The organism is Borborobacter arsenicus (genome assembly GCF_003934165.1).
Classification (GTDB): domain Bacteria; phylum Pseudomonadota; class Alphaproteobacteria; order Rhizobiales; family Rhizobiaceae; genus Pseudaminobacter; species Pseudaminobacter arsenicus.
The window spans coordinates 151302-173374 of record NZ_RKST01000007.1 but is presented as its reverse complement, the minus strand read 5'-3'; the positions used below and the strand labels follow the sequence as shown (position 1 = coordinate 173374).

Below are 22073 nucleotides of genomic sequence, written 5' to 3'. Positions count from 1 at the left end.
TGCCGCATGACTGCCGAAACCACGACATCACCGCTGGAGGGCCGGATCCCCTGGGCCGCGATGGCCGGCATCATCGCGACCGTCACCGTGTTTGCCGTGGCACAGGGGCTGACCTATCCGCTGCTCAGCTTCATCCTGGAGCGGCAGGGCACGACGCCCGGCCTGATCGGCTTGTCGGCGGCGATGACGCCGCTGGGTTTCATTGTATCCGCGCCCATCATTCCGGCACTGGTGCGGCGCGTGGGCGCAGCACGGCTTGCCATCCTGTGTTCGATCCTGGCAGCAGCCGCACTCGCCGCTATTGCCTTCACCCAGGACGTCTGGGCCTGGATGCCGCTGCGCTTCCTGCTCGGGTTCTTTGCCAATCCGCTTTACGTGATCAGCGAAACCTGGCTGATCTCGATCGCGCCCGCGCGGCGGCTGGGGCGCATCATGGGCCTCTATTCATCGATCGTTTCGGGTGGCTTCGCTATCGGCCCGCTGTCGCTCGGCCTGGTGGGCAGCGAGGGTTGGTCGCCCTTCACGATCGGCATCGTTGCCTTTCTTCTCTGTGGCCTGATCGTGCTTGCGGTCGTGCCGCGCCTGCCGAAAATGCCGCATGAAGACAAGGCGACATCGGTTCACGGCTTCTTCGCGCTGGCGTCGCTGCTGTTGTTCGCGGTTTTCACCGCTGCCGCCTTCGAGCAGACCCTGCTTTCCCTGTTCGCGGTCTATGGCGCAGCCCTCGGCAGCACCGAGGGGCGCATCGCTTCGCTCATCACCTGTTTCATCGCGGGCAATGCCGTGCTGCAGATTTTGCTCGGGCGCATGGCCGAACGCTCCGGCTCGATGCGGACCCTGTTATTCTGTGCCCTGGCTTGCGTGGCCGGCTGCCTGCTGCTGCCATTGAGCTTCAGCTCGTGGCTCATCTGGCCGCTCGTTTTCGTCTGGGGCGGAGCCTCGTTCGGCATCTACACCATGGCACTGATCCAGCTCGGCGAGCGTTTCACCGGCCAAGCCCTTATCGCCGGTAATGCGGCCTTCGCGTTCGTATGGGGCATCGGCGGCATTGTAGGCTCGCCCACGACGGGCCTTGCGATGCAGCTGGTCGGACATCAGGGGCTGCCATTATCCCTTGGCCTGCTGTGTTGCGTATTGGCGGTGTTGCTGATGGCGCAGAGACGGCGGGTCTATCGAGGCACCTAGCTCGTGCCGCGTCGCCGGTTCCTTCAACCTCAGTTCAGCACGACCGAAGCATCAATGGCACCGATTGTCTTGCGCCCGGTCAGGGCCATGGCGACCTCCAGTTCCGTGCGAAGAATATTGACGATATGAGCTATGCCGACGGCGCCGGCAACGGCAAGGCCGTGCATGATGGGCTGGCCGATCAGCACGGCGTTTGCGCCCAATGCCAATGCCTTGAGAATATCAGTGCCGCGGCGCACGCCACCGTCGAGCAGTAGCGGGACGACGCCTGCCGTCTCCCCGGCAATGCCCGGCAGGGCTTCGATGCTGGCAGGCAGCGTATCCAGCACACGCCCGCCATGGTTGGATATCACCAACCCATCCATGCCCGTTTCGATCGCTCGGCGCGCGTCATGACGGCTCATGATGCCCTTGAGCAGCAAGGGCAATCGCGTCTGGCTTCGAAGCCATTCGACGTCCTTCCACGTTGGGGCGGCGTCAAGCAATCCCTGGAAGACAGGACTTTGCCCTGGGCCGGCCCGCAGTGCGGGGCCCGGCATTCCCCTCGTGTTCACCGCCTCGATGCCCTTGGGCAGGCGAAAGCCGGCACGTTGCTCCTGATTGCGCAGGCCATTGACGGGCGCGTCGACCGTGACCATGACGGCGCGGCATCCGGCGGCCTCGGCGCGCCGCAGCAGGGCAAGCGTGTCGTCGCGGCGTGCCTGCAAGTAAAGCTGGAACCAGAACGGGCCGTGCGTGGTCGAGGAAATCTCCTCAATGGTGACGCTGGCCTGTGTGCTGATTGTCATCGTCACGCCGGAGGCCGCCGCGCCGAGCGCGGTCGCCAGTTCTCCATCGCGATGGGCCAGTTTCTGGAAGGCGACAGGAGCCAGAATGATCGGCGCATCCATCGCCTGACCGAACAGCTCGATGCTGGTATTCGCTCCCGCCATATCGGCAAGGACACGTCCTTCGAGCCTGAGCCGGTCGAACGCCTCGCGATTCCAGCGGTGGGTTATCCCGTCGGCACCGACCCCTGCAATGTAAGCCCAGACCGATTGAGGCACACGCTCCCGCGCGTGGCGCTCATAGTCCGCCAGGCTGACAATATCGGCCGGGACAGGCGAAGCTTGACCGGCGGCCACTGTTTACAGATCCGACCAGTGGCGGATGAGGTTGTGGTAGTGAGCGGTAAGACCGACCACGGCCGGATGGTCGTCGGGCATGTTCTGCCGCACCTTTATGATGGACATATCCAGATCGTACAGCATGTGCCGGCGCCAGTCGTCCTTCACCATCGATTGCGTCCAGAAGAAGGAGCCCCAGCGGCTTCCGCGCGTGACGGGGTTGACGCTGTGCATGGAGGTGGCGGGATAGACGACCATGTGGCCGGCGGGCAGCTTGACGCTGTGGGTCCCGTAGGTGTCATGCACCACCAGTTCGCCGCCATCATAGTCTTCCGGCGGCGTCAGGAAGAGCGTCGAGGAGACGTCGGTGCGCAGACGCATGGCCGTGCCGGGCACCACCCGGATCGAGCCGTCAACATGGGCGCCGAACGTCATGCCCTCGTCATAGCGATTGAACATCGGGGGCAGGACATGCAGGGGCAGCGCCGCCGAGGAGAAGGTCGGGTTGCGGCCCAGGGCGCGCATGACGATCTGGCTCAGTTCCTGCGCGGCAGGCGCATCGACGGGAACCTGCAGGTTCTTCTTGACCAGCGCTGCCTGCTCGCCGGCGGTCGTGCGGCCGTCGACCCATTGCGTCGTTTCCAGCACGCGGCGGATATGGGCCAGTTCTTCCGGGGTCAGCACATCGGGGATCGTTATGAGCATATCTGGCTCTCCATGGAGAATTGAGCCGGAAACACCCGGCTCAATTCGTGATGACGGCTGCGAAAGATGAAATCGGGCATCCATCTTTCCGGTCGGAGAACAGGATTTATCCGGGCCGCTTCGTATCTTGCGGCCCGGCTATTTCCCGTTCAGAACTTGGTGCTCACCGTCAGCACGAAGCTGCGGCCGGGCGCCACGACTGCGCGGTTGCTCCAGCCGGTGGAGTAATTCAGGCTGTCGGTGAGGTTGTATCCGTTCAGCGCGAATTTGAGATTGTTGTACTCATAGGCGACGAACGCATCGAGCGAGAAGGATTCGGGAATCTGCCCGGTATTGGCCGAGTTGGTGTAATAGGCGTCGGAATAGACGATACCGCCGCCGACATCGAGCCTGCCGTCCATCTCGAGATGGCGCGAGACCTCATAGCTCGTCCACAGCGACACCGAATTGTGCGGCACATAGGCGACCTCGTTGCCTTCAACGCCAGTAGGCGCGCCTGAAGAATTGAAGGCAGCCAGGATTTCGCTGTCCATGTAGCTGTAGGAAAGGCCGACCGTCCAGGCGTCGGTGGGTTTGCCTGACACGCCAAGCTCGATGCCGCGCACGCGCTGCTCCTCGCCCGTTGTTTCGGTGTCGCCCGTAACGGGATCGGTGAAGAAGGCATTGCTCTTCTCGATCTGGAACACCGCCCCGGTCACGCTCATGAGCCCGCCGAGGAAATTAACCTTGGCGCCGACCTCATAAAGATCGCTCTTTTCGGGGTCCAGATTGGGGGTGTTGGGGCTGATGGCGCTGGAGGTGTTGGCGATGAACTGCCCTGCCGGCGTGAACGAGCGGGCCCACGACGCATAATAGGTCTGATCCTGCGTCGGCTCCCAGATCAGCGAGGCCTTGGGCGAGAAGGCACTGGTCTTTTCCCGTCCTTCAAATGGCGCAGGATTGCTGTTGGACGTGGTTGCCTGGTGATATTTGGAGTCGAAATAGTCCCAGCGGCCGCCAGCAAGAACAGAGAACTCCGGCGTCAGCCAGACACGATCCGACGCAAACAGGCCGATATTCGTGCCCGAGCCATTGCGGTCGCCATTGGGGTTGCGCGCGACCGAATAGGGTAGGTCAAAGGTGGCTCCCGGGTTGCGGACATCGACAATGGAAGGATCCTTGCCGGTGACGCTGAATGCGTCACGCTCGTTCTTCTGGTAGAACATGTCCAGGCCGACAACCATCTCATGGCGCATGGAGCCGGTCTCGAACTTGGCTACGCCGGTGGTGACGTTCTGGATGCCCCAGGAATTCTGCTCGTAAGTCGGGTTGCCGCCACCATAGCCGGACAGGAAGGCCGGGTTGCCTGCAAAGAAGTCCGATGCGCAGGTGCTGCCATTGTTATCGTTGCAGGACGGCACGCTGGTGGAGAAGTCGCGATCATAGACCGACAATCGCGTGTCGTTGTAGAGCGTCAGCCAGTCTTCCGCTTCCCACTTCACCTTGGAGGTAACGGCGTGGGTGTTGAAGATATCGTGGTCCTGCGCCTTGCCGTAGAAGCTTGAGCGCGGCACGCCGAACTCGGTGATCGGCAGCAACGGATTGTCCGGACTGCTGGCGCCGCGCGCGACCATGGGCACGCCGTAGTCAGGCGTGCGATCGCCGTGCTGGTAGAAATAGCTCACATCCCAGGTCAGATCCGTGCCGATGCCGAACGATCCGGTGGCGAGGACGCCGGCCCGGTTGGATTCGTTATTGTCGCGATCGACCAGATCCTGCCAATGCCCCATGGCGACGAAGCGCAGCGCGCTGGTTTCGCTGAGCTGCTTGTTCACATCCAGCATCACCCGGCCGAGCGGGCCGTTGCCGGCCTGGCCCTCTATAATGGTCTCGTCATCAAGATGCGCGCGCTTCAGCTGGGTATTGATCGCGCCGCCGGTCGTACCCATGCCGAAGTTTTCAGAGGACGGCCCCTTGAAGACCTGGACCCCCTCATAGGCAAAACTGTCGCGGACATAGACGCCGAAATCGCGCAGACCGTCGCTGTAGATATCGCCCTTGGCCTCGAAGCCGCGAATCTTGAACTGGTCGCCGTTCAATCCGCCGCCGCCCTCGCCGATGGCCATGGTAACGCCCGGCACGTTGCGCAGAACCTGCTCAAGCGTCTGGGTCTGCTGCTGTTCCATCACCTCGGGCGTGATGACATTGACGACCTGGGGAACATCCTTGACCTTGCCGGGTATGCGGCCGACATTCGTGTCCTGCTCGACCGCATTGGCCGAGCCGCCCCCGCTCGCCTCGACATTGATCTGGCCCAGCGTGACGTCGTTGCCAGCACCCGGTGAGGTTTCCTGGGCCTGCGCATAGACCGGGCCGGTCAATGCTGCCGACAGCGCGATGACCGGCAGGAGACCGAGGGTGTTCCTTACTTGTGAAATTGTTTCAGTGTCAGACGGATGAATCTGGCTACCAGTTTCCATGGTCGATGAGCCCCAGGCATGAATTTTGGCCGCGAGCATGTCGCGGCCCAATGTGATGTTTCCATATTCTTTGCCTGGGCCTTTGAAGGCGGGGGTCACCGGGAAACACCGGCAATATCCGGCTATAAAACATGATTATAATTGTCAACTATTAGTCGGCGGCATTGGCACCGATTGTCACAATTTAGCCACAACTTATGTGGCGTCACGGACCGGTTGCCGTGACGGCGCACTCGCCGAGGGCCTTCACTCCTTCCCGGCAAAGGCGAGAGCAGCGCCGAAGGAGGCCGGCAAAGTGGCGGCATGGCCGAGACCGCCGAAAATATCCATGGACACGGACAGGCCGGGCCAGCGCCGTAAGCGGGCGACCATCTCCAGCGTGTGGGGTGCGGGACCCTCCCAATGGGGCCCAGCCGGATTGGATCGCCGCTCCGCATTGCCCAGCATGACCAGCGCTTCGATCTCGCGGCCTGTCGTTGCAGCCTTTGCCTCGAAATCCAGCAGCCACTGGTCGTTCCACCACACCGAGGGGCTGACGGAGACGAAGCGGCGGAAGGCGCCCGGATTCGTCATCAGGGCATATAGAGTGCACAGACCGGCCAGCGAATGACCCCAGAGCGTCCGGCGGGCGGGGTCGACACGGATGCCGGCCTCCGCCAGTTCGCGCAACTCGCCGGCAAGCAGGTCGAGAAAGGCGTCGGCGCCGCCGGTCCTGCGCCCATTGGCGGAGAGCGGGATTTCGACGGGCGTATTGTCGAGGCTGCGCGCCATCACGTCGAAGCGCAATTTGGTGTCGTAGCCGATGCCGATGATCGCAAGCCCGGGCGCGGCCTCCAGATGCGCCGGCGTCAACGCATCGAAGGCGGCATTGCCATCGAGCATGTATAGCAACGGGTAACCAGCAGCCGGCGGCGCGGCGCGGGGAATGGCGAAGAAGAGCTGGAATGCCCGGCCGCTTTGCGTTTCCACCAATCGGCGCTCCAGCCTGTGGGTCGGCACATCAGCGTCGAATATGGCAAGCGCCGCGGGCTGCGGTTGTCTGGGCTGGGCGGGCGTGACGGCGACTGGTTGCATCGCCAAGCTGTGGCAGGTCGGGCGAAATGCCGTCAAGACTATCCAGGGGATAACTTGACGATTTTTATCATGTATCGCATAAGCGGCGCGCCCTGAACTTGCCGGGCAAACGCTTCAGGATGCTTCTTTGGCCGACAGCACGCATGCTTCTTTTGTGATCGAGGACTATGGCCGGCTGGTCCGCAAACGGCTGGCCGTGCTGGCCGGCTTGTGCGCCATCGTGCTGGCAGGGTTCATGGCCGACCTTGTGACCGGTCCCTCCCAGCTTGCGGTGGCGGATGCGGTCAAGGGGTTGTTCTTCCCCGGCGAGCTTTCTGCTCCCGCCCGTGTCATCATCTGGGATGTGCGCCTGCCGCAGGCGCTGCTTGCCGTGCTGGTCGGTGCGGCCCTGTCGCTCGCCGGTGCGGAGATGCAGACCATCCTCAACAATCCGCTGGCGAGCCCGTTCACGCTCGGTGTTTCGTCGGCCGCATCGCTGGGAGCCGCGCTGGCCATCGTGCTCGGCATCGGCCTGCCGGGCATCGCCAGTTCCTGGATCGTGTCGGGCAATGCCTTTGTGTTCGCCTTCGGCTCCGTGCTGTTGTTGCAGGCCCTGTCGCGGCTGCGCGGCACCGGGCCTGAAACGCTGGTGCTGTTCGGCATCGCCATGGTCTTCACCTTCAACGCACTGGTGGCGCTGATCCAGTTCGTGGCGACGCAGGAGGCGCTGCAGCAGCTCGTGTTCTGGAGCATGGGCAGCCTGGCGCGCGGCAATTGGGAAAAGCTTGCGGTGCTATTCGCCGCAATCGTGCTCGTCACCCCGACCGCCATGTGGTCGGCCTGGAAGATGACGGCGCTGCGCTTGGGCGAAGATCGGGCTCGCAGCTTCGGCGTGGACGTGGCACGGCTGCGCTTTGTTTCGCTGCTGCGTGTGTCATTGCTTGCCGCCACCTCGGTAGCCTTCGTCGGCACGATCGGCTTTGTCGGACTGGTAGGGCCGCATATTGCGCGGCTCTTGGTCGGCGAGGACCATCGCTTCTTCTTGCCGGCCTCAATGGCAGCGGGTGCGGCGGTGATGTCGCTGTCCTCCGTGGCGAGCAAGGTGATCGTTCCCGGCGCCGTGATGCCGGTCGGCATCGTTACGGCGCTGATCGGCGTTCCCTTCTTCATGGCGCTGATCTTCCTGCGGCGGGAACGCATATGAGCGACACCGCATCTGCCACACTGTCTGTGGAACGATTGTCGGTCGGCTATCCCGGCCGCAAGGTCATCGACAATCTCTCGCTTTCTCCCATCCGCGGCGGCGCGCTGACGGCACTGGTCGGCCCGAACGCGGCCGGCAAGACGACGCTGCTGCGCGGGCTGGCGGGGCTTAACCGGGCATACGGCTCAATCCGCTTTGGCGGGCGTGAACTGGTCGGCGCAAGTGCTACCGAACATGCCGCCCACGTCACCTATATGCCGCAAGCGCTGCCCCAGCGCGTGGGGCTTACCGTATTCGAGGCGCTGCTTGGCGCGTTGAAGGCCTCACCGCACGGCCGGGCCTCGAGCGCGGACAGGGAGCTGGCGCTGGAGACGCTCGCCCGCCTAGGTATCGAGCAGCTTGCCATGCGGGCGCTGGACGAGTTGTCCGGCGGCCAACGCCAGATGGCCAGCCTCGCCCAGGCGATTGCGCGGCGACCCTCCGTGCTGCTGCTGGACGAGCCGACCAGCGCGCTCGACCTCAACCATCAGCTGCGCGTCATGAAGGTGGTGCAGGCGATTGCCAGGGAGCGCGGCATCGTGACCATACTCGTGCTGCACGACATCGCGCTGGCCTGCCGCTGGTGCGAGCGCATCATCGTGCTTTCGGGCGGCAAGGTATTTGCCGATGGCAGTCCCGACGAGGCGGTGACGCCAAAGATGTTTTCCGGCGTCTATGGCGTCGAGGCACGCGTCGAGCACTGCTCACGCGGCTATCTGCAGGTGATGGTCGACGATGACGTGTGATTTTCCGCCAATTCCGGAAAAATCGCAACCAGACTTGCGTCTTTAAATCATGTAAAGACATGTAGTTAGCTTCAACAGCTTAACCATCATATCAAATACTTGAACCGCAGATTTAATCGAAATCCATCCAGTAGATGCCTGTGAGCGGTACGGCAAGGAACCGTTCATTGATCTCCTGCCGTGTCTTTTCGGGATCGATATCCGGGAAGAGATCCGGACGTATCCATTTCGCCAGAGCTTCGACAGTGAGAATATCCAGCGGCGAATTGACGAGTTGATGGGCAAGTCCGTGTACCCGATGCTCGCGCACCGCCGTGCTGCCGGAAATGCCTTTGCGGGCTGCCACGCGCGCCAGCGTCTCGCGCACGCGCTGCTCGTCATAGCCCGGCCCGATCAGCAGGCCGTTCGTTCCCTCCATATGCGGGCCACCGGTGGCGATGTAGACCTGAGGGTCGGCCGAGATCACATATTCGAGGTTGAGCATGCCGGTCACGCCCTGCAGCACCGAACCGATATTCTCGCCGCCGGCGAACTCGATATAGTTGCCGATATTGCCGCGCCCCGGCGAGGCGCAACACTCATCCGTGCGAGCCGCATGCGGCTCGAGGAACACGCGCGGACGAGGGCTGGACGAAGCGGCCACCTTTGCAGCGATTGCCTCCATGCGCTCCCGGCGGAAGGCGATGAATTCTTCCGCCTGATCGCGGCGGCCGATGATTTCGCCCAGAAAGCGCAGGCTCGGCTCCAGATTTTCAAGCGGCTGGTCGAAGAAATCGATGATGGCGACGGGCACGCCAGCCGTTTCCAGCCGGCCTATGTCGTCATCGCCGGGTTTCGACTGCAGCGAGAAGATGGCGATATCGGGCTGGGCCGCCAATACCTGCTCGACCGAGAATGTACCTGCGGAACTGGAGCTCTTCGCCAGCTTTTCGATGGCCGGGAATTTTTCCGCATAGTGCCGATAGGCCTCGGGGCCGATGCGGTTGATGTCGCGCGGCCATGCCGAGAGCAGGCTGACCGGATCGGGGTGAATGAGCGACAGCGCGATCAGGTAGCGGCCGTCATCGATGAGGATGCGATGGGCAGGCTCAGCCAGCACGACCTGACGGCCGGTGATATCCCTGGCACGGATTTCGGCCCGTGCCATTGTCGCCACCATCACGCCAAGCAGCGCAAACAAGGCGCAGGCGAAAATACCGGTCTTGCTGGAATACCGCATCGGATTTCCTGTTTGCTGATGAAGGTCTACGGGCGGGCCGGGATCATGCGCGCCAGCAGCCCGTCCTTGCGAATCAGCTGATGCCAGAGGGCGGCTGCGACATGCAGTGCGACGATGGCGACGATGAGCTTCGCACCGAGATTGTGGAGATCGCGCGGCCAGCGGCCGAGGCTTTTGCCGAAGGTGGAGATCGTCAACAGGCCGAGTACCGGCTGGAGCAGAATAGCGAGATAGAGCAGCCGGTGCGTGGCATGCGCAGCGAGCGCCTGCAATCTCGACATGTCGGCCGGAAGCGGTGGCGGGGTATGGCCAAGACGCCAGCCGACACGCAGCAGCCCCAGCGCCAATATGGTCGATCCGATGAAAATGTGGGTGCGGAAAAGATAGAAACGCGGCTCCGAGCCGCGCTCGAACCAGCCCCATATCCAGCCGGTGGCGAACTGTGCCAGCACCAGCACCGCCACCAGCCAATGCAGCCAGACCGCTACCGGATCGTACCGGACCTTTCCGTTCATGCTTTCAACCAGCCTCTTAAACCTCGGTCATTTTCCACCCGCGGTGGCATCATGAATTCCCTTCTACATTGCAAGTTTTTAAGTTGACATTGCAATTCATATTTTTATTGGTGCCCGGGAAATTGCGTTGGGGCCGTTGCCGGTGGTGCTTGGAATGCACCTGCGGATGGGCCGGATTTCAGGATCGGATGCGGATATTGTCGTCATCAAGCCAGTCTGCAGGAGAGCAGCGCCAGCCTGCCTCAGGGGCAGAACCCACCTTTCGGCTGCGCGACGCCGAACGCGCCGTGGTTGCGCAAGGCGTGCGCGCCGAAGTTGAGCCCGGGGCGATCGATAGCTTTGCCGAGCGCGTTTGCACTTTCTTCGCCGCTCATGCCGATGGCCCGCGCGTCATCGTCGGCGCGCTGCCCTTCGATCGTTCGCAAGCCGACTATCTGTTCCAGCCGGAAACGCTCGTCAGGGTTGAGGGACAAGTGGAAACGCTGCCCGCTGCGGCAGCGGTGCTGGAGGCTCCGCGCTGTGTCATCCGGCCCGAGCCTGCGCCTTCGGCCTATCGCGATGCCGTCGCCGCCTGCCTGGAATTGATCAAACGCTCTGCCGCAGATGTCGAGCCGCTGACCAAGGTGGTGCTGTCGCGCAGCCTCTCCCTGTCATCGTCGCACGCCTTCGATGCGGCCGGCCTGCTGCGCGCATTGGGGCAGGACCGCAGCGTCACCGTGTTTTCCACGCTTTTGCCGGGCGAGCGTTCGGGGCCGCAACCGCTGCTGGTGGGCGCAACACCGGAATTGCTGGTTTCCAAGCGCGGCGCGAATGTGATCTCGCATCCGCTGGCAGGTTCCGCCCGGCGCTATAGCGACGCGGCTGCCGACCGTCGTTCGGCCGCCGCGTTGGAAAGCTCCGAGAAGGACAGGCGCGAGCATCAGGCCGTGGTCGATGCGGTGTTCGATGCGCTCTCCCCCTATTGCCGTGAGCTTGCCGCGCCCAAGGGCACGACGCTTCGGCCGACGGCCAGCATGTGGCATCTGGGCACCCGCATTGTCGGAACGCTCAAGGACAGTGAGACACCGGTAACCGAGCTTGCCGCCGTGCTTCACCCCACCCCGGCTGTCTGTGGCCTGCCGCGCCGGCGGGCAGCCGAAGTGATCGGCGAGTTGGAAGGCTACGACCGCGGCTTCTACGCCGGTGCGGTTGGCTGGACCGACGAACAGGGCGACGGCGAATGGTATGTCTCGATCCGCTCGGCGCGCATCGCCGGTGCACAGGCAACGCTTTATGCCGGCGCCGGCATCGTAGCGGGCTCGGACCCTGTGGCCGAAACCGACGAGACCTCGGCCAAGTTCGTGGCGCTGCTTTCGGCGCTCGGCATCGATGAGCAGGGTCGCCCGCTTCGGGAGCGCGCGGCATGATGCCGATCCGCCAGACCTGGCCGGAAGAGCTCGCGCGCCTTTACCGCGAAAAGGGCTACTGGCGCGGCGAGACCTTTCCCAGGATGCTGCGCGAGCGCGCCGCCGCTTTCCCGGACCGCATCGCCGTGGTCGGCGGTGAAGAGCGCTGGAGCTATGGCGAGTTGCACCTTCGCGCCGAGACGGCCGCCGCCGGCTTCCTCAAGCTGGGGCTGAAGCCGGGCGAGCGTGTCATCGTCCAGATCGGCAACCGGCCGGAATTCCTGTCGGTCGTGTTCGGCCTGTTTTATGCCGGCCTGATCCCGGTCTATGCGCTGCCCGCTCACCGCCGCACCGAAATAGCGCATTTTGCGCGCAAGGCCGAGGCTGCCGGCTATGTGGTGGCCGACAAAGGCGACGGCTTCGACTATCGCGTGCTGGCGCGCGAGGTAAACGCGGAAGTACCGGAACTGCGCCATGTCGTGGTAGTCGGCGAAGCGGAGGAATTCGCCCGCTTCGAGGATTTCGCGCCCGACCCATCGCTGTTGCCGGGCAACCCCTCGCCTTCGGACGTCGCCTTCCTGCAGATTTCAGGCGGCAGCACGGGGCTGTCGAAACTCATCCCGCGCACCCATGACGACTATATCTATTCGTTTCGCGCGAGCGCCGAGATCTGCGGGCTGGATGCGGACAGCGTCTATATGACGGCGCTGCCGGTGGCGCATAATTTCCCGATGAGCTCGCCCGGCGTGTTTGGTGCGCTCCATGCCGGCAGCTGCATCGTCATGTGCCCCTCGCCAAATGCGCAGACGGCCTTTGCCCTGATCGAGAAGGAGAAGGTTACGATCACCGGGCTGGTGCCGCCGCTCGCACTGTTGTGGATGCAGGCCGCCCCGAAAACCAAGCATGACCTGTCAAGCCTGAAGGTGCTGCAGGTCGGTGGCGCGAAATTCATGCCGGAAGCCGCGCGCCGGGTGCGCCCTACCCTCGGCTGCACGTTGCAGCAGGTATTCGGCATGGCCGAAGGGCTGGTCAACTACACCCACCTGGACGACCCCGAAGACATCATCGTTGAAACACAGGGCCGCCCAATCAGTCCCGACGACGAGGTGCTGATCGTCGATGACGAGGGCAAGCCCGTGGCCGAGGGCGAGTCGGGTAATCTCCTGACGCGCGGTCCCTATACGATCCGCACCTATCACAACGAGCTGGCAGCCAATGAACGCTCCTTCACGCAGGACGGCTTCTACCGCACCGGCGATGTAGTGCGGCGCACGCGCGAAGGCTATCTGGTCGTGCAGGGCCGGGCGACCGATCACATCAACCGCGCCGGCGAGAAGGTGTCGGCAGAGGAGATCGAGGATCATCTCTTGGCCCATCCCCAGGTGTTCGATGCGGCGGTGGTGTCGATCCCCGATCCGTTCCTTGGCGAGCGAAGCTGCGCCTTCATCATCCCGCAAGGCGAGGTGCCGAAGGCAGCCGCCATCAAGGCCTGGATGCGCACCCGCAACGTCGCGGAATTCAAGGTGCCGGACCAGATCCGCTTCGTGGAACGGTTCGAGACAACGGCAGTCGGCAAGATCAGCCGCAAGGAACTGCGCGCGCAGTTGCGGCAGGCATTCCTCGACGCCGAAGCAGTAAAGGAGTGAGGGCCATGGGGCTTCCAATCATCCAGCCATATGAACTGCCGACGGTAGCCGAACTGCCGCAATCGCGCGGGCCATGGAGGGTCGACACGAACCGTGCGGCACTGCTCATCCACGACATGCAGAACTATTTCGTGCGGCCCTTCATAGCCGATGCCTCTCCTCTCGCGCCGGCGACAGCCAACATTGCGCGCCTGGCGGCGCATTGCCGGATAAAAGGGATTCCCGTTTTCTACACTGCCCAGAACGGCGATCAGGACCGACGCGACCGCGGCTTGCAGGCCGACATATGGGGGCCGGGCATGAGCGCCGTCGAGGCGGACCAGGCGATCATCACGCCGCTGGCGCCGCAGCAGGGCGATTTCGTGCTGGTCAAGCACCGCTACAGCGCCTTCCAGCGCTCCAATCTGGAAACGCTGATGCGCGCGCGCGGACGCGACCAGCTCATCGTCACCGGCATCTATGCCCATATCGGCTGCATGATGACGGCGGCGGAAGCCTTCCAGCGCGACATCGAGGCGTTCTTCGCCGCCGACGCCCTGGCGGATTTTTCACGCGACAAGCACGATCTCGCGCTGGAGTGGGTGGCGGGGCGCTGCGGCAGCGTCGCCAGTACCGACCAGCTCGTCGCGATACTTGTTTGACCGGAGGCAAACATGGCCATCACGCTGGAAAGCATGCGCGCCGACATTGCCGAAATGATCCACGAGGACCCTGACGGCATCGGCATCGAGGACAATCTGATGGATCTCGGCATCGATTCCATGCGGCTGCTCAACCTCATCCTGAAATGGCAGGAAGATGGCCTCGACCTGGACTTTGCCGAACTGGCCGACCGCTTCACGCTGGCCGGCTGGTGGGAGGCGATTGAAACCAAGCAGGCAGGCGCGGGCAGCAGAGCCTGATATGGATGCCAAGCCTGCTGCCGCTTGCCAGACAGGCGCGCCGCTGACCGAGGCGCAGACTGGCCTGTGGTACACGCAGCGCATCGACCCGACCAATCCGATCCTCAACACCGGGCAATATCTTGACATCGCCGGGCCGCTCGACATCGAAGCCTTCCGCGATGCGGTGGACCGCACGGTACGCGAGGCCGAGGCTCTGGCGCTGCGCTTCGAGGACGGACCGGACGGGCCGCTGCAGGTGGTCGATCCGGCACGGCTCCCGTTCCTCGAAATTGTCGATCTGACAGCGTCGCCCGATCCGCAGGCCGAGGCGCTGGCGGCAATCGAGGCCGACACCAATACGCCGCTCGACCTCTCGCGCGACAGGCTCGCGGCCTTCCTTCTCTACCGGCTGTCGCCCGATCGGCATTTCTTCTACGAGCGCATCCATCATCTGGCTATAGACGGCTTCGGCATGGTGCTCGTCACCAACCGGGTGGCGGAGCACTATGCCTGTCTAGTGAACGGCACGGAACCGGCCGCAAGCTTTCCGCCGTTGCAGGTGACGCTGGATGACGACCGTGCCTATGCGGCATCGCCAAAGCGCGAGACCGACCGTGCCTTCTGGCATGAGGAGATGGCAGGGCTGGAGCCGGTCACCGGCATGGCGCCCGGCCGCGCCATTTCCAGCCCGCGCTTCAAGCGCGAAAGCCTTTATCTGCCCGCTGTCTTCATGGAGCGTCTGCTGGCCTTCGCAGCCGATGCGAAAGTGACCTGGCCGGATGCGCTGACCGCGCTGGTGGCGGCCTATTGCAGACGCTTTGCCGGCACCGACGAAATCGTCATCGGCGTGCCGCATATGGGCCGGCTGGGCAATGCGGCGGCCCGCGTGCCCTGCATGCTGATGAATGTATTGCCGCTTCGCGTGATGCCCGACGAGGCGCAGCCGCTCGGCGATTATCTCATCGACATGTCGAAACGGCTGATGCGAGCCCGCCGCCACGGGCGCTACCGCTCGGAGCAGTTGCGCCGCGACCTCGGTCTCGTCGGCGGCCAGCGCCGGCTCTACGGGCCGCTGGTCAATGTGCAGCCCTTCGACCTGCCGCCGACACTGCCGGGGCTGGACGTTACGCTCAACATCCTCGGTGCCGGCGCGGTCGACGATATCACCTTCACCTTCCGCGGCGATGCGCGCACCGCGCTGCTGATGGAGGTGGATTCCAACCCGGCGCTCTATTCGGTCGAGGCCACCAAGGCGCATTCCGAACGGCTGGCGGCTTTTCTTACCAGTTCCATGGAAGCAGCCGCGCTGGCCGATGTGCCGACCGCCTGCGCCACCGATGTCGAGCGCTATCTGGTCGAGGCCAACCGGACCGAGCATGAGGTGCCTGACACCACGCTGGCGGCGCTGATCGAGGCGAAGATGCGGGCGACACCGGATGCGCCGGCACTGGTCCATGAGGATACCACACTCAGCTATGCCGATCTTGACCGCCGCACTGCCGCCCTTGCAGCTGAGTTGAAGCGGCAGGGCGCAGGGCGCGACCGGATCGTTGCGGTCGCCCTGCCCCGCTCGGTCGAATTGGTGGTGGCGCTGGTGGCAAGCTTGCGCGCCGGTGCTGCCTATCTGCCGCTCGACCTCGACAATCCGCCGCAGCGCCTGGCTCGCATCGTGGCTTCGGCAAAGCCCGTCTGCGTGCTGGCTGAACCGGGCAACGAGGCATTCGCCGGAGCCAAGGTGCTGCCGCCGGAAAGCTGGCCGATAGAGCCCTATGCAGCGGAGCTGGAGACCCCCGCGCCGGGCGGCATGGCCTATGTCATCTATACTTCCGGCTCGACCGGCGAACCCAAAGGCGTGGTGATCGAGCATCGCGCCATCGTCAATCGGCTGGAATGGATGCGCACGCATTACGGCTTCACCGCCGCCGACCGTTTCCTGCAGAAGACGCCAGCCACTTTCGACGTTTCGGTTTGGGAATTCTTCCTGCCGCTCATCACCGGAGCAACGCTGGTGGTGGTGCCGCCCGGCGCGCATCGCGACCCGACGGCGATTGCCGCACTTGTGCGCCGGCATGAGATCACCACGTTGCATTTCGTGCCGTCGATGCTCTCGGCCTTCCTCGCATCGCCTGCCTCGCAAGGCCTGAGCGTCGCGCGCACCTTCTGCAGCGGCGAGGAACTGACCGCCGAACATCGCGACCGCTTCCATGACCGCATCGAGGGCGAGTTGCACAATCTCTACGGTCCGACCGAGGCGGCCGTCGATGTCAGCTACTGGCCGGCTGGACCGGACGACGATAGCGCGCCGGTGCCGATCGGTTTTCCGGTCTGGAACACGCGGCTCTATGTACTTGACGAACTGCTGCGCCCGCTGCCGCCGGGCGTTGCCGGCCATCTTTATCTTGCCGGCGTGCAGCTTGCCCGCTGCTATCTCGGCCGGCCGGACCTGACCGAGGAACGCTTCGTGCCCGACCCGTTCCGGCCGGGCGAGCGCATGTATAAGACCGGCGATCTTGCCAGACTGCGCGAGGACGGCGCGGTCGTCTATCTCGGGCGCTCCGATCATCAGGTGAAGATCAGGGGTCTGCGTATCGAGCTCGGCGAGGTCGAGGCGGCGATTGCCGGTTCGGCGCTGGTGTCGGATGCGGCGGTGATCGTGCGCGAGGACCGGCCGGGCGACAAGCGCATCGTCGCCTATGTCGTGCCGACTGATGCTTACGAGCCAGAGAGGCTGCGCAGCCATATGGCGGCAAGGCTGGCCGACTATATGGTGCCTTCCGCTGTGGTCGAGATGAACACTATGCCGGTCAGCGCCAATGGCAAGCTCGACCGCAAGACGCTGCCGGCCCCGAGCTTCGAAGCTCCCGCGGCACGCGCGCCGGCGACGCCGACCGAGGCGGCGCTGTGCCGGCTCGTGGCCGAGGTGCTGGGGCTTGAGGCGCTGCCCGACCCGGATGCGGATTTCTTCAACCTTGGCGGTGACTCGCTGCTCGCCGTCCATCTGCTGCTTCGCGTGCAGGAACATTTCGGCTTCGATCCCGGCCTCGGCGTGCTGTTCGAGCATCCGACAATCGCCACGCTCGCCGCGTCCATAGATGCCGACAGGGTGCATGACAGCGGGCTGGAGCCGGTCATCCGGCTGCGGGCGGGTGGCGATGAAAAGCCACCGCTGTTCATCGTGCATCCGGCCGGCGGGCTCGCCTGGGGTTATCGCACACTCGCCCGTTCGCTGGCGGCGGGACGGGCGGTCTACGGGCTGCAATCGCCGGCGATCGATCCCGACACGCCCCTGCCCGACAGCCTCGATACGCTGGCTGCAGACTATGCCGGCCGCATTGCGGACCTCTGCCCGGAGGGTCCCTATCACCTCGCCGGCTGGTCGGTCGGCGGCATCATCGCGCATGCAATGGCAGTGCATCTGCAAGCGCGCGGCAAGAAGGTCGGCGTGGTTGCGATGCTTGATTCCTACCCGGCCGAGTGCTGGCGGGCCGAACCCGAGCCGGATGAGACGGCAGCCCTTCGGGCTTTGCTGGCGATTGCCGGCCACGATCCGAACGCGCATCCCGAACTCACCACCCGCGAGGCGATCGTCGCTTTCCTGCGCGCCGGCGACAGCTCGCTCGGCAACCTGCCGGGCGCGGCGCTGGACGGCGTGGTGCGGGTGGTACTCGATACCAACCGGCTGGTACGCAACCACTACCACAGCCACTATGAGGGCACCGTCACTCATATACGCGCCGGCCTCGACCATAAGGACCGCCCCGAACTGGTTCCCGATCTGTGGCTGGCGCATGCCGCCGGGCTCGACCGCATCGAGGTTCCCTTCCTGCACCCGCAACTGACAACACCGGCGGCCTCAGCGCTGATCGCGCCTGAGCTCGACCGGTGGCTCGCCCAATATGACTGAAGGAGTTTTGCATGCGCCCGACCGGACTTGAGGGAAAGACCGCGCTGGTAACGGGTGCCGGGGGCGGCATCGGCGAGGCCGTAGTGCGGCTTTTGGTGGACGAAGGCGCACATGTACTCGCCACCGACGTCGATGCGGCTGCCCTTGCGCCGCTGGCCGATCTTCCCGCCGGACGGGTGACGACCGCCATGCTCGACGTGCGCGATGCCGCTGCCGTCGAGGCGCTGGTGGATCGACGGGAGAAAGAACATGGCCCGATCGATCTCGGCGTCAGCGTCGCCGGCATCCTCTCCACCGATCTCGTCACCGAGACTTCGGACGAAACCTGGCGCAACGTCTTTGCCGTCAATTGTGACGGCGTGTTCCATGTCTCGCGGGCGCTGGCCAGGCGCATGAAGGTTGGGCGGCGCGGCGCGCTGGTGACGGTGAGCTCCAACGCGGCCGGCATTCCCCGGCACGCCATGGCTGCCTATGCCGCTTCCAAGGCAGCGGCCACCATGTTTACCCGCTGCCTCGGGCTGGAACTGGCGCCCTTGGGCATACGCTGCAACATCGTCGCGCCCGGCTCGACGCTGACGCCAATGCAGACCGGCATGTGGGCCGACGAAGCCGGGGCGCAGAAAGTGATCGCCGGCTCGCTCGAAACCTTCAAAAGCGGCATTCCGCTCGGAAAGCTGGCGACCCCGGACGATGTGGCCGAGGCCGTGGTCTTCCTGCTCTCCGACCGTGCCGGCCACATCACCATGGGCGACCTCTATGTCGACGGTGGTGCGACCCTGCGTGCATGACGGAAATATAACTTGAGCAAGATTATCATGTTATATAGAACACTGCCGTTCTCCCATTCGATCGCCATTGGCAGCGGTCTCAACTGACAGGAAATCCCATGCACGGTATGTCCACACCCGCCTCCCGAAACCGGCCAGCAATGGGATTGCGTTTGATAATCGCGGCCTGCGCGCTGGCGCTCAGCCTCGGCACCGCGCTGGCGCAGGTTGCCTTCGATGCGCCCGACGCCAACTTCCAGGGTCGCGTGCGCGCCGGGGCGGCCGAACAGGGCCAGCCCGTCTATTCCGGTTCGGATGTGAAGATTTCCGGCCAGAACTTCAAGCCCGGCCAGACCATCACGATCCTGCGCGGGGCACAGACGCTCGGCGACGGCGCCGTCACCACCGATCAGGAAGGCAAGTTCGAGGCGAAGTTCAAGCTACCCGACGATTCCGTCGTCGGCACTCATCCTTTGGTGCTGACGACGAGCGCGCCCTACCATGCCGAGATCGTCGATCTCAAAGTGTCGCCGCGTGTGCCTTTGTCAGGTGCCGAGAAGTTCGACGTCCAGGCCAACAAGCTGGTTCCGGGCCTCTACCAGAGCGCATATAGCGCAAAGAGCAATGCCCTGTTCGTGACGTCCTCCAGCGGGCGCCCGCCGGCGATCAAGGATTCGGCGCTGCTTAAGGTGAACCCCGATACGCTTGCCATCGAGGCGAAGGCCACGCCGGCAGCGGCTCCTGCACGCAAGGATGGCGAGGAAGGCGGCGTGTTCGCCGTCTATGGCGTCGGCGTGGACAATGCGAGCGGCACGGTCTGGGTGACCAATACGCGCCAGAACACTGTTGCCGTCTACAAGCAGTCCGATCTGTCGCTGGTCAAGCAGTTCGATCCAGGCACGGTCAAGCATGCGCGCGACGTGGCGATAGACGAGAAGAACGGCAAGGCCTATGTCTCCTCAACCGGCACGCCGAGGGTTGCGGTGCTGGATGCCAAGAGCTTGAGCTTCATCAAATATATCGAGATCGACAGTACCCAGCGCGGCGAGGATTTCTCGGTCGGCAGCCTGCAGTTCGACGCCACCTCGGGCAAGCTCTACGCGGTGAGCCTGTCCACCGGCGAAGCGGCAATCATCGATGTGGCGAGCGACAGTGTCGAGAAGGTGTTCAAGGTCGAGGGCGCCCGCACGGCGATCGGCGTTGCCTATGATGCCCAAACCAACCGCATTTTCGTGGCAGGCCAGGGCAGCGACAATCTGCTGATCGTCGATGCTGAAAGCGGCAAGACGCTCAGCAACGTGGCCGTGGGTGCCGGCGCGCTGAATGTCACTTTCGACCCGGTGGAACGCCTGGCCTATGTCAGCAGCCGCGATGCCGGAACCGTGACCGTCGTCGATCCGGAAGGCAATATCGTCGCCAATCTGGAAAATGCACCGCTTGCCAACCATGTCGTTTCCGACGGCAAAGGCACGGTCTATGCGGTCAACAAGTCTCGCAGCGCGGACGATCCGCAAGGCGACCGGGTTTCAAAAATCGTAGCGAAAAAATAAGGCTCCCGGCACTGCGGTGACCGTGGCCTCGGCCACGGTCAAGCCGCCTTGCCGTTGGCAGTCCCCTCATGCGCCGCCTTGGTGCGTGCCTGCAAGGCGCGCAGGGTGGAAAGCTCGAGCTCAGTTGGCGCCGGCGTTACTTCCAGCCGGTCGGCGAATTTCACCGTCCAGCCACAGGTCTCCTGCACCTGTTCGCGGCTGACGCCCGGATGCAGCGAGACCACGGTAAACTCCTTGGTCACCGGATCGGGCTTCCAGGTCGCGAGATCGGTGATCAGCAGCGTCGGACCCTTGGTCCCGATGCCCAGCCGCTGGCGGTGGTCGCCGCCCTCGCCATGGCCGAAGGAGGTGAAGAAGTCGATCTTCTCGACCATGCCGCGCTTCGACTGCGCCATGGTGATGTAGATTTCCTTCGACGAGGTCGCGATCTCGGGCGCGCCGCCGCCGCCCGGCAGGCGCGTCTTGGGATGGGCGTAGTCGCCGATGACCGTGGTGTTGATATTGCCGAACCTGTCGATCTGCGCGGCCCCGAGAAAGCCTATTGAGATGCGGCCGCCCTGCAGCCAGTAGCGGAACATCTCCGGCACCGAGACGGTGGTGACGGCAGTGTCGCACAATTCGCCATCGCCGATCGACAGTGGCAGCACGTCGGGCGCGGTGCCGATGGTGCCGGATTCATAGATCAGCGTGACGTCGGGCGCATGGGTCAGCCGCGCCACATTGCAGGCGGCCGATGGCGCACCGATGCCGACGAAGCATACATCGTCATTGCCGAGCGCGCGCGAGGCGGCGATCGTCATCATCTCATTGGGCGTGAAACCCAGCTTGGTGGAAGCTTCGCTCATGCTGCATTCCTCAGATGTTCGACGCGGCCTGAAAAATCCCCGGCGGTCTTTTCCATGACGTTCTTTTGCATCCATTCGCGGAAGCGGTCGCGGTCGGCGGCGATCTTGTCCCATTCCAGATAGGAGGCGTTGTCGCGGATATAGTAGCCGTGGGTGTAGGAAGGATGGGCCCCGCCCGGCACAACCGAGATTGCCGTCACCGTCCAACTGGGCAGGATGGTGAGATTGGGGTGCAGGCCGTCGAAATCCTCCACCACCTCCTCGACGGTGACCACGGCACGCTTTGCCGCCAGCACCGCCTCCTTCTGGATGCCGATGATGCCTTCGATCAGGACATCGCCCTTCCTGTTGGCCTTCTGCGCATGGATGAAGGTAACATCCGGCCTAACCGACGGAACGGCCGCCAGCACCTCCCCAGTGAACGGGCAGATCACCGATTTTATGTTCGGGTTGACCCTGGCAAGTTCCGCACCGCGATAGCCGCGGAAGATGGCGCAGGGCAAGCCGGCCGCGCCCGCCTCATAGGCATTGGCCATGGCGGCGTGGCTGTGCTCCTCGACCTCGATCGCGTGCGGGAAGCCGTTCTCGACCGCATCGCGCAAGCGGCGCAGCAGGCCGACGCCGGGATTGCCGGCATAGGAGAAGACCACCTTCTTCGCCATGCCCATACCGATCATCTGGTCGTAGATCAGGTCGGGCGTCATACGCACCAGCGTCAGCTCCTTGAAGCCCTGGCGGATCGCCTCATGCGCGGCGGCAGTGGGGATAAGGTGAGTGAAGCCCTCGAAAGCCACCGTGTCGCCGTCATGCAGGTTTTCGGCAACGGCCTGCGACAGCGGGAGGAATTTGGTCATTTTCATT

18 protein-coding genes are annotated in these 22073 nt (G+C 64.0%); 10 read left to right on the top strand and 8 right to left on the bottom strand.

Features of this window, described 5'->3' with window-relative positions; all coding sequences use genetic code 11:
- Positions 1 to 6: 6 nt before the first annotated feature.
- Complete coding sequence (locus EET67_RS13060) at positions 7 to 1185, top strand: MFS transporter (RefSeq protein WP_128626619.1); 1179 nt, start codon at positions 7 to 9, stop codon at positions 1183 to 1185.
- A 29-nt stretch (positions 1186 to 1214) separates the two neighbouring features.
- On the opposite strand, the gene EET67_RS13055 is transcribed toward EET67_RS13060, so the two are convergent.
- From EET67_RS13055 to EET67_RS13040, 4 genes are all read right to left on the bottom strand, one after another.
- The gene (locus tag EET67_RS13055; protein WP_128626618.1) at positions 1215 to 2309 is read right to left on the bottom strand and encodes an alpha-hydroxy acid oxidase; all 1095 of its coding nucleotides are present in this window, start codon (positions 2307 to 2309) and stop codon (positions 1215 to 1217) included.
- Positions 2310 to 2312: 3 nt separating this feature from the next.
- Positions 2313 to 2996 carry a Fe2+-dependent dioxygenase gene (locus EET67_RS13050; RefSeq protein WP_128626617.1) on the bottom strand — a complete coding sequence of 228 codons (684 nt, stop codon included), beginning with the start codon at positions 2994 to 2996 and terminating at the stop codon, positions 2313 to 2315.
- Between the two features lie 149 nt (positions 2997 to 3145).
- A complete protein-coding gene (locus tag EET67_RS13045; RefSeq protein ID WP_245450893.1) occupies positions 3146 to 5494 on the bottom strand; it encodes a TonB-dependent receptor in 2349 nt (782 codons plus the stop codon).
- A 207-nt stretch (positions 5495 to 5701) separates the two neighbouring features.
- The gene (locus EET67_RS13040; protein ID WP_128626616.1) at positions 5702 to 6529 is read right to left on the bottom strand and encodes an alpha/beta hydrolase; all 828 of its coding nucleotides are present in this window, start codon (positions 6527 to 6529) and stop codon (positions 5702 to 5704) included.
- Between the two features lie 127 nt (positions 6530 to 6656).
- On the opposite strand from EET67_RS13040, the gene EET67_RS13035 reads away from it, so the two are divergent.
- Both EET67_RS13035 and EET67_RS13030 read left to right on the top strand, forming a co-directional pair.
- On the top strand, positions 6657 to 7712 hold the full coding sequence (locus EET67_RS13035) for a FecCD family ABC transporter permease (protein ID WP_245450891.1): 1056 nt from the start codon (positions 6657 to 6659) through the stop codon (positions 7710 to 7712).
- Entirely contained in the window at positions 7709 to 8497 is a 789-nt protein-coding gene (locus EET67_RS13030) for an ABC transporter ATP-binding protein (RefSeq protein ID WP_128626615.1), read from the top strand. The genes EET67_RS13035 and EET67_RS13030 overlap by 4 nt, the downstream gene beginning before the upstream one ends.
- 112 nt (positions 8498 to 8609) lie before the next feature.
- Here EET67_RS13030 and EET67_RS13025 read toward each other — a convergent pair whose 3' ends face one another.
- A complete protein-coding gene (locus EET67_RS13025) occupies positions 8610 to 9716 on the bottom strand; it encodes an ABC transporter substrate-binding protein (RefSeq protein WP_128626614.1) in 1107 nt (368 codons plus the stop codon).
- Positions 9717 to 9742: 26 nt separating this feature from the next.
- Entirely contained in the window at positions 9743 to 10231 is a 489-nt protein-coding gene (locus EET67_RS13020; RefSeq protein ID WP_128626613.1) for a cytochrome b, read from the bottom strand.
- 197 nt (positions 10232 to 10428) lie between these two features.
- On the opposite strand from EET67_RS13020, the gene EET67_RS13015 reads away from it, so the two are divergent.
- From EET67_RS13015 to EET67_RS12985, 7 genes are all read left to right on the top strand, one after another.
- Entirely contained in the window at positions 10429 to 11637 is a 1209-nt protein-coding gene (locus tag EET67_RS13015) for an isochorismate synthase (protein ID WP_165899894.1), read from the top strand.
- Positions 11634 to 13262, top strand: a complete 1629-nt coding sequence (locus EET67_RS13010) for a (2,3-dihydroxybenzoyl)adenylate synthase (protein WP_128626611.1) — start codon at positions 11634 to 11636, stop codon at positions 13260 to 13262. Before EET67_RS13015 ends, EET67_RS13010 begins: the two co-directional genes overlap by 4 nt.
- Before the next feature lie 5 nt (positions 13263 to 13267).
- On the top strand, positions 13268 to 13903 hold the full coding sequence (locus tag EET67_RS13005; RefSeq protein ID WP_128626610.1) for an isochorismatase family protein: 636 nt from the start codon (positions 13268 to 13270) through the stop codon (positions 13901 to 13903).
- A gap of 12 nt (positions 13904 to 13915) precedes the next feature.
- Entirely contained in the window at positions 13916 to 14164 is a 249-nt protein-coding gene (locus EET67_RS13000) for a phosphopantetheine-binding protein (RefSeq protein ID WP_128626609.1), read from the top strand.
- Between the two features lies 1 nt (position 14165).
- Positions 14166 to 18050 (top strand): non-ribosomal peptide synthetase, encoded by a 3885-nt coding sequence (locus EET67_RS12995; RefSeq protein ID WP_128626608.1) that lies wholly within the window; start codon positions 14166 to 14168, stop codon positions 18048 to 18050.
- An 11-nt stretch (positions 18051 to 18061) separates the two neighbouring features.
- On the top strand, positions 18062 to 18838 hold the full coding sequence (locus tag EET67_RS12990) for a 2,3-dihydro-2,3-dihydroxybenzoate dehydrogenase (RefSeq protein ID WP_128626607.1): 777 nt from the start codon (positions 18062 to 18064) through the stop codon (positions 18836 to 18838).
- Between the two features lie 140 nt (positions 18839 to 18978).
- A complete protein-coding gene (locus EET67_RS12985) occupies positions 18979 to 20367 on the top strand; it encodes a YncE family protein (RefSeq protein WP_128626606.1) in 1389 nt (462 codons plus the stop codon).
- A 38-nt stretch (positions 20368 to 20405) separates the two neighbouring features.
- On the opposite strand, the gene EET67_RS12980 is transcribed toward EET67_RS12985, so the two are convergent.
- Positions 20406 to 21212, bottom strand: a complete 807-nt coding sequence (locus EET67_RS12980) for a CoA-transferase subunit beta (RefSeq protein WP_128626605.1) — start codon at positions 21210 to 21212, stop codon at positions 20406 to 20408.
- Positions 21209 to 22066, bottom strand: a complete 858-nt coding sequence (locus EET67_RS12975) for a CoA transferase subunit A (protein WP_128626604.1) — start codon at positions 22064 to 22066, stop codon at positions 21209 to 21211. The genes EET67_RS12980 and EET67_RS12975 overlap by 4 nt, the downstream gene beginning before the upstream one ends.
- Between the last annotated feature and the right edge of the window lie 7 nt (positions 22067 to 22073).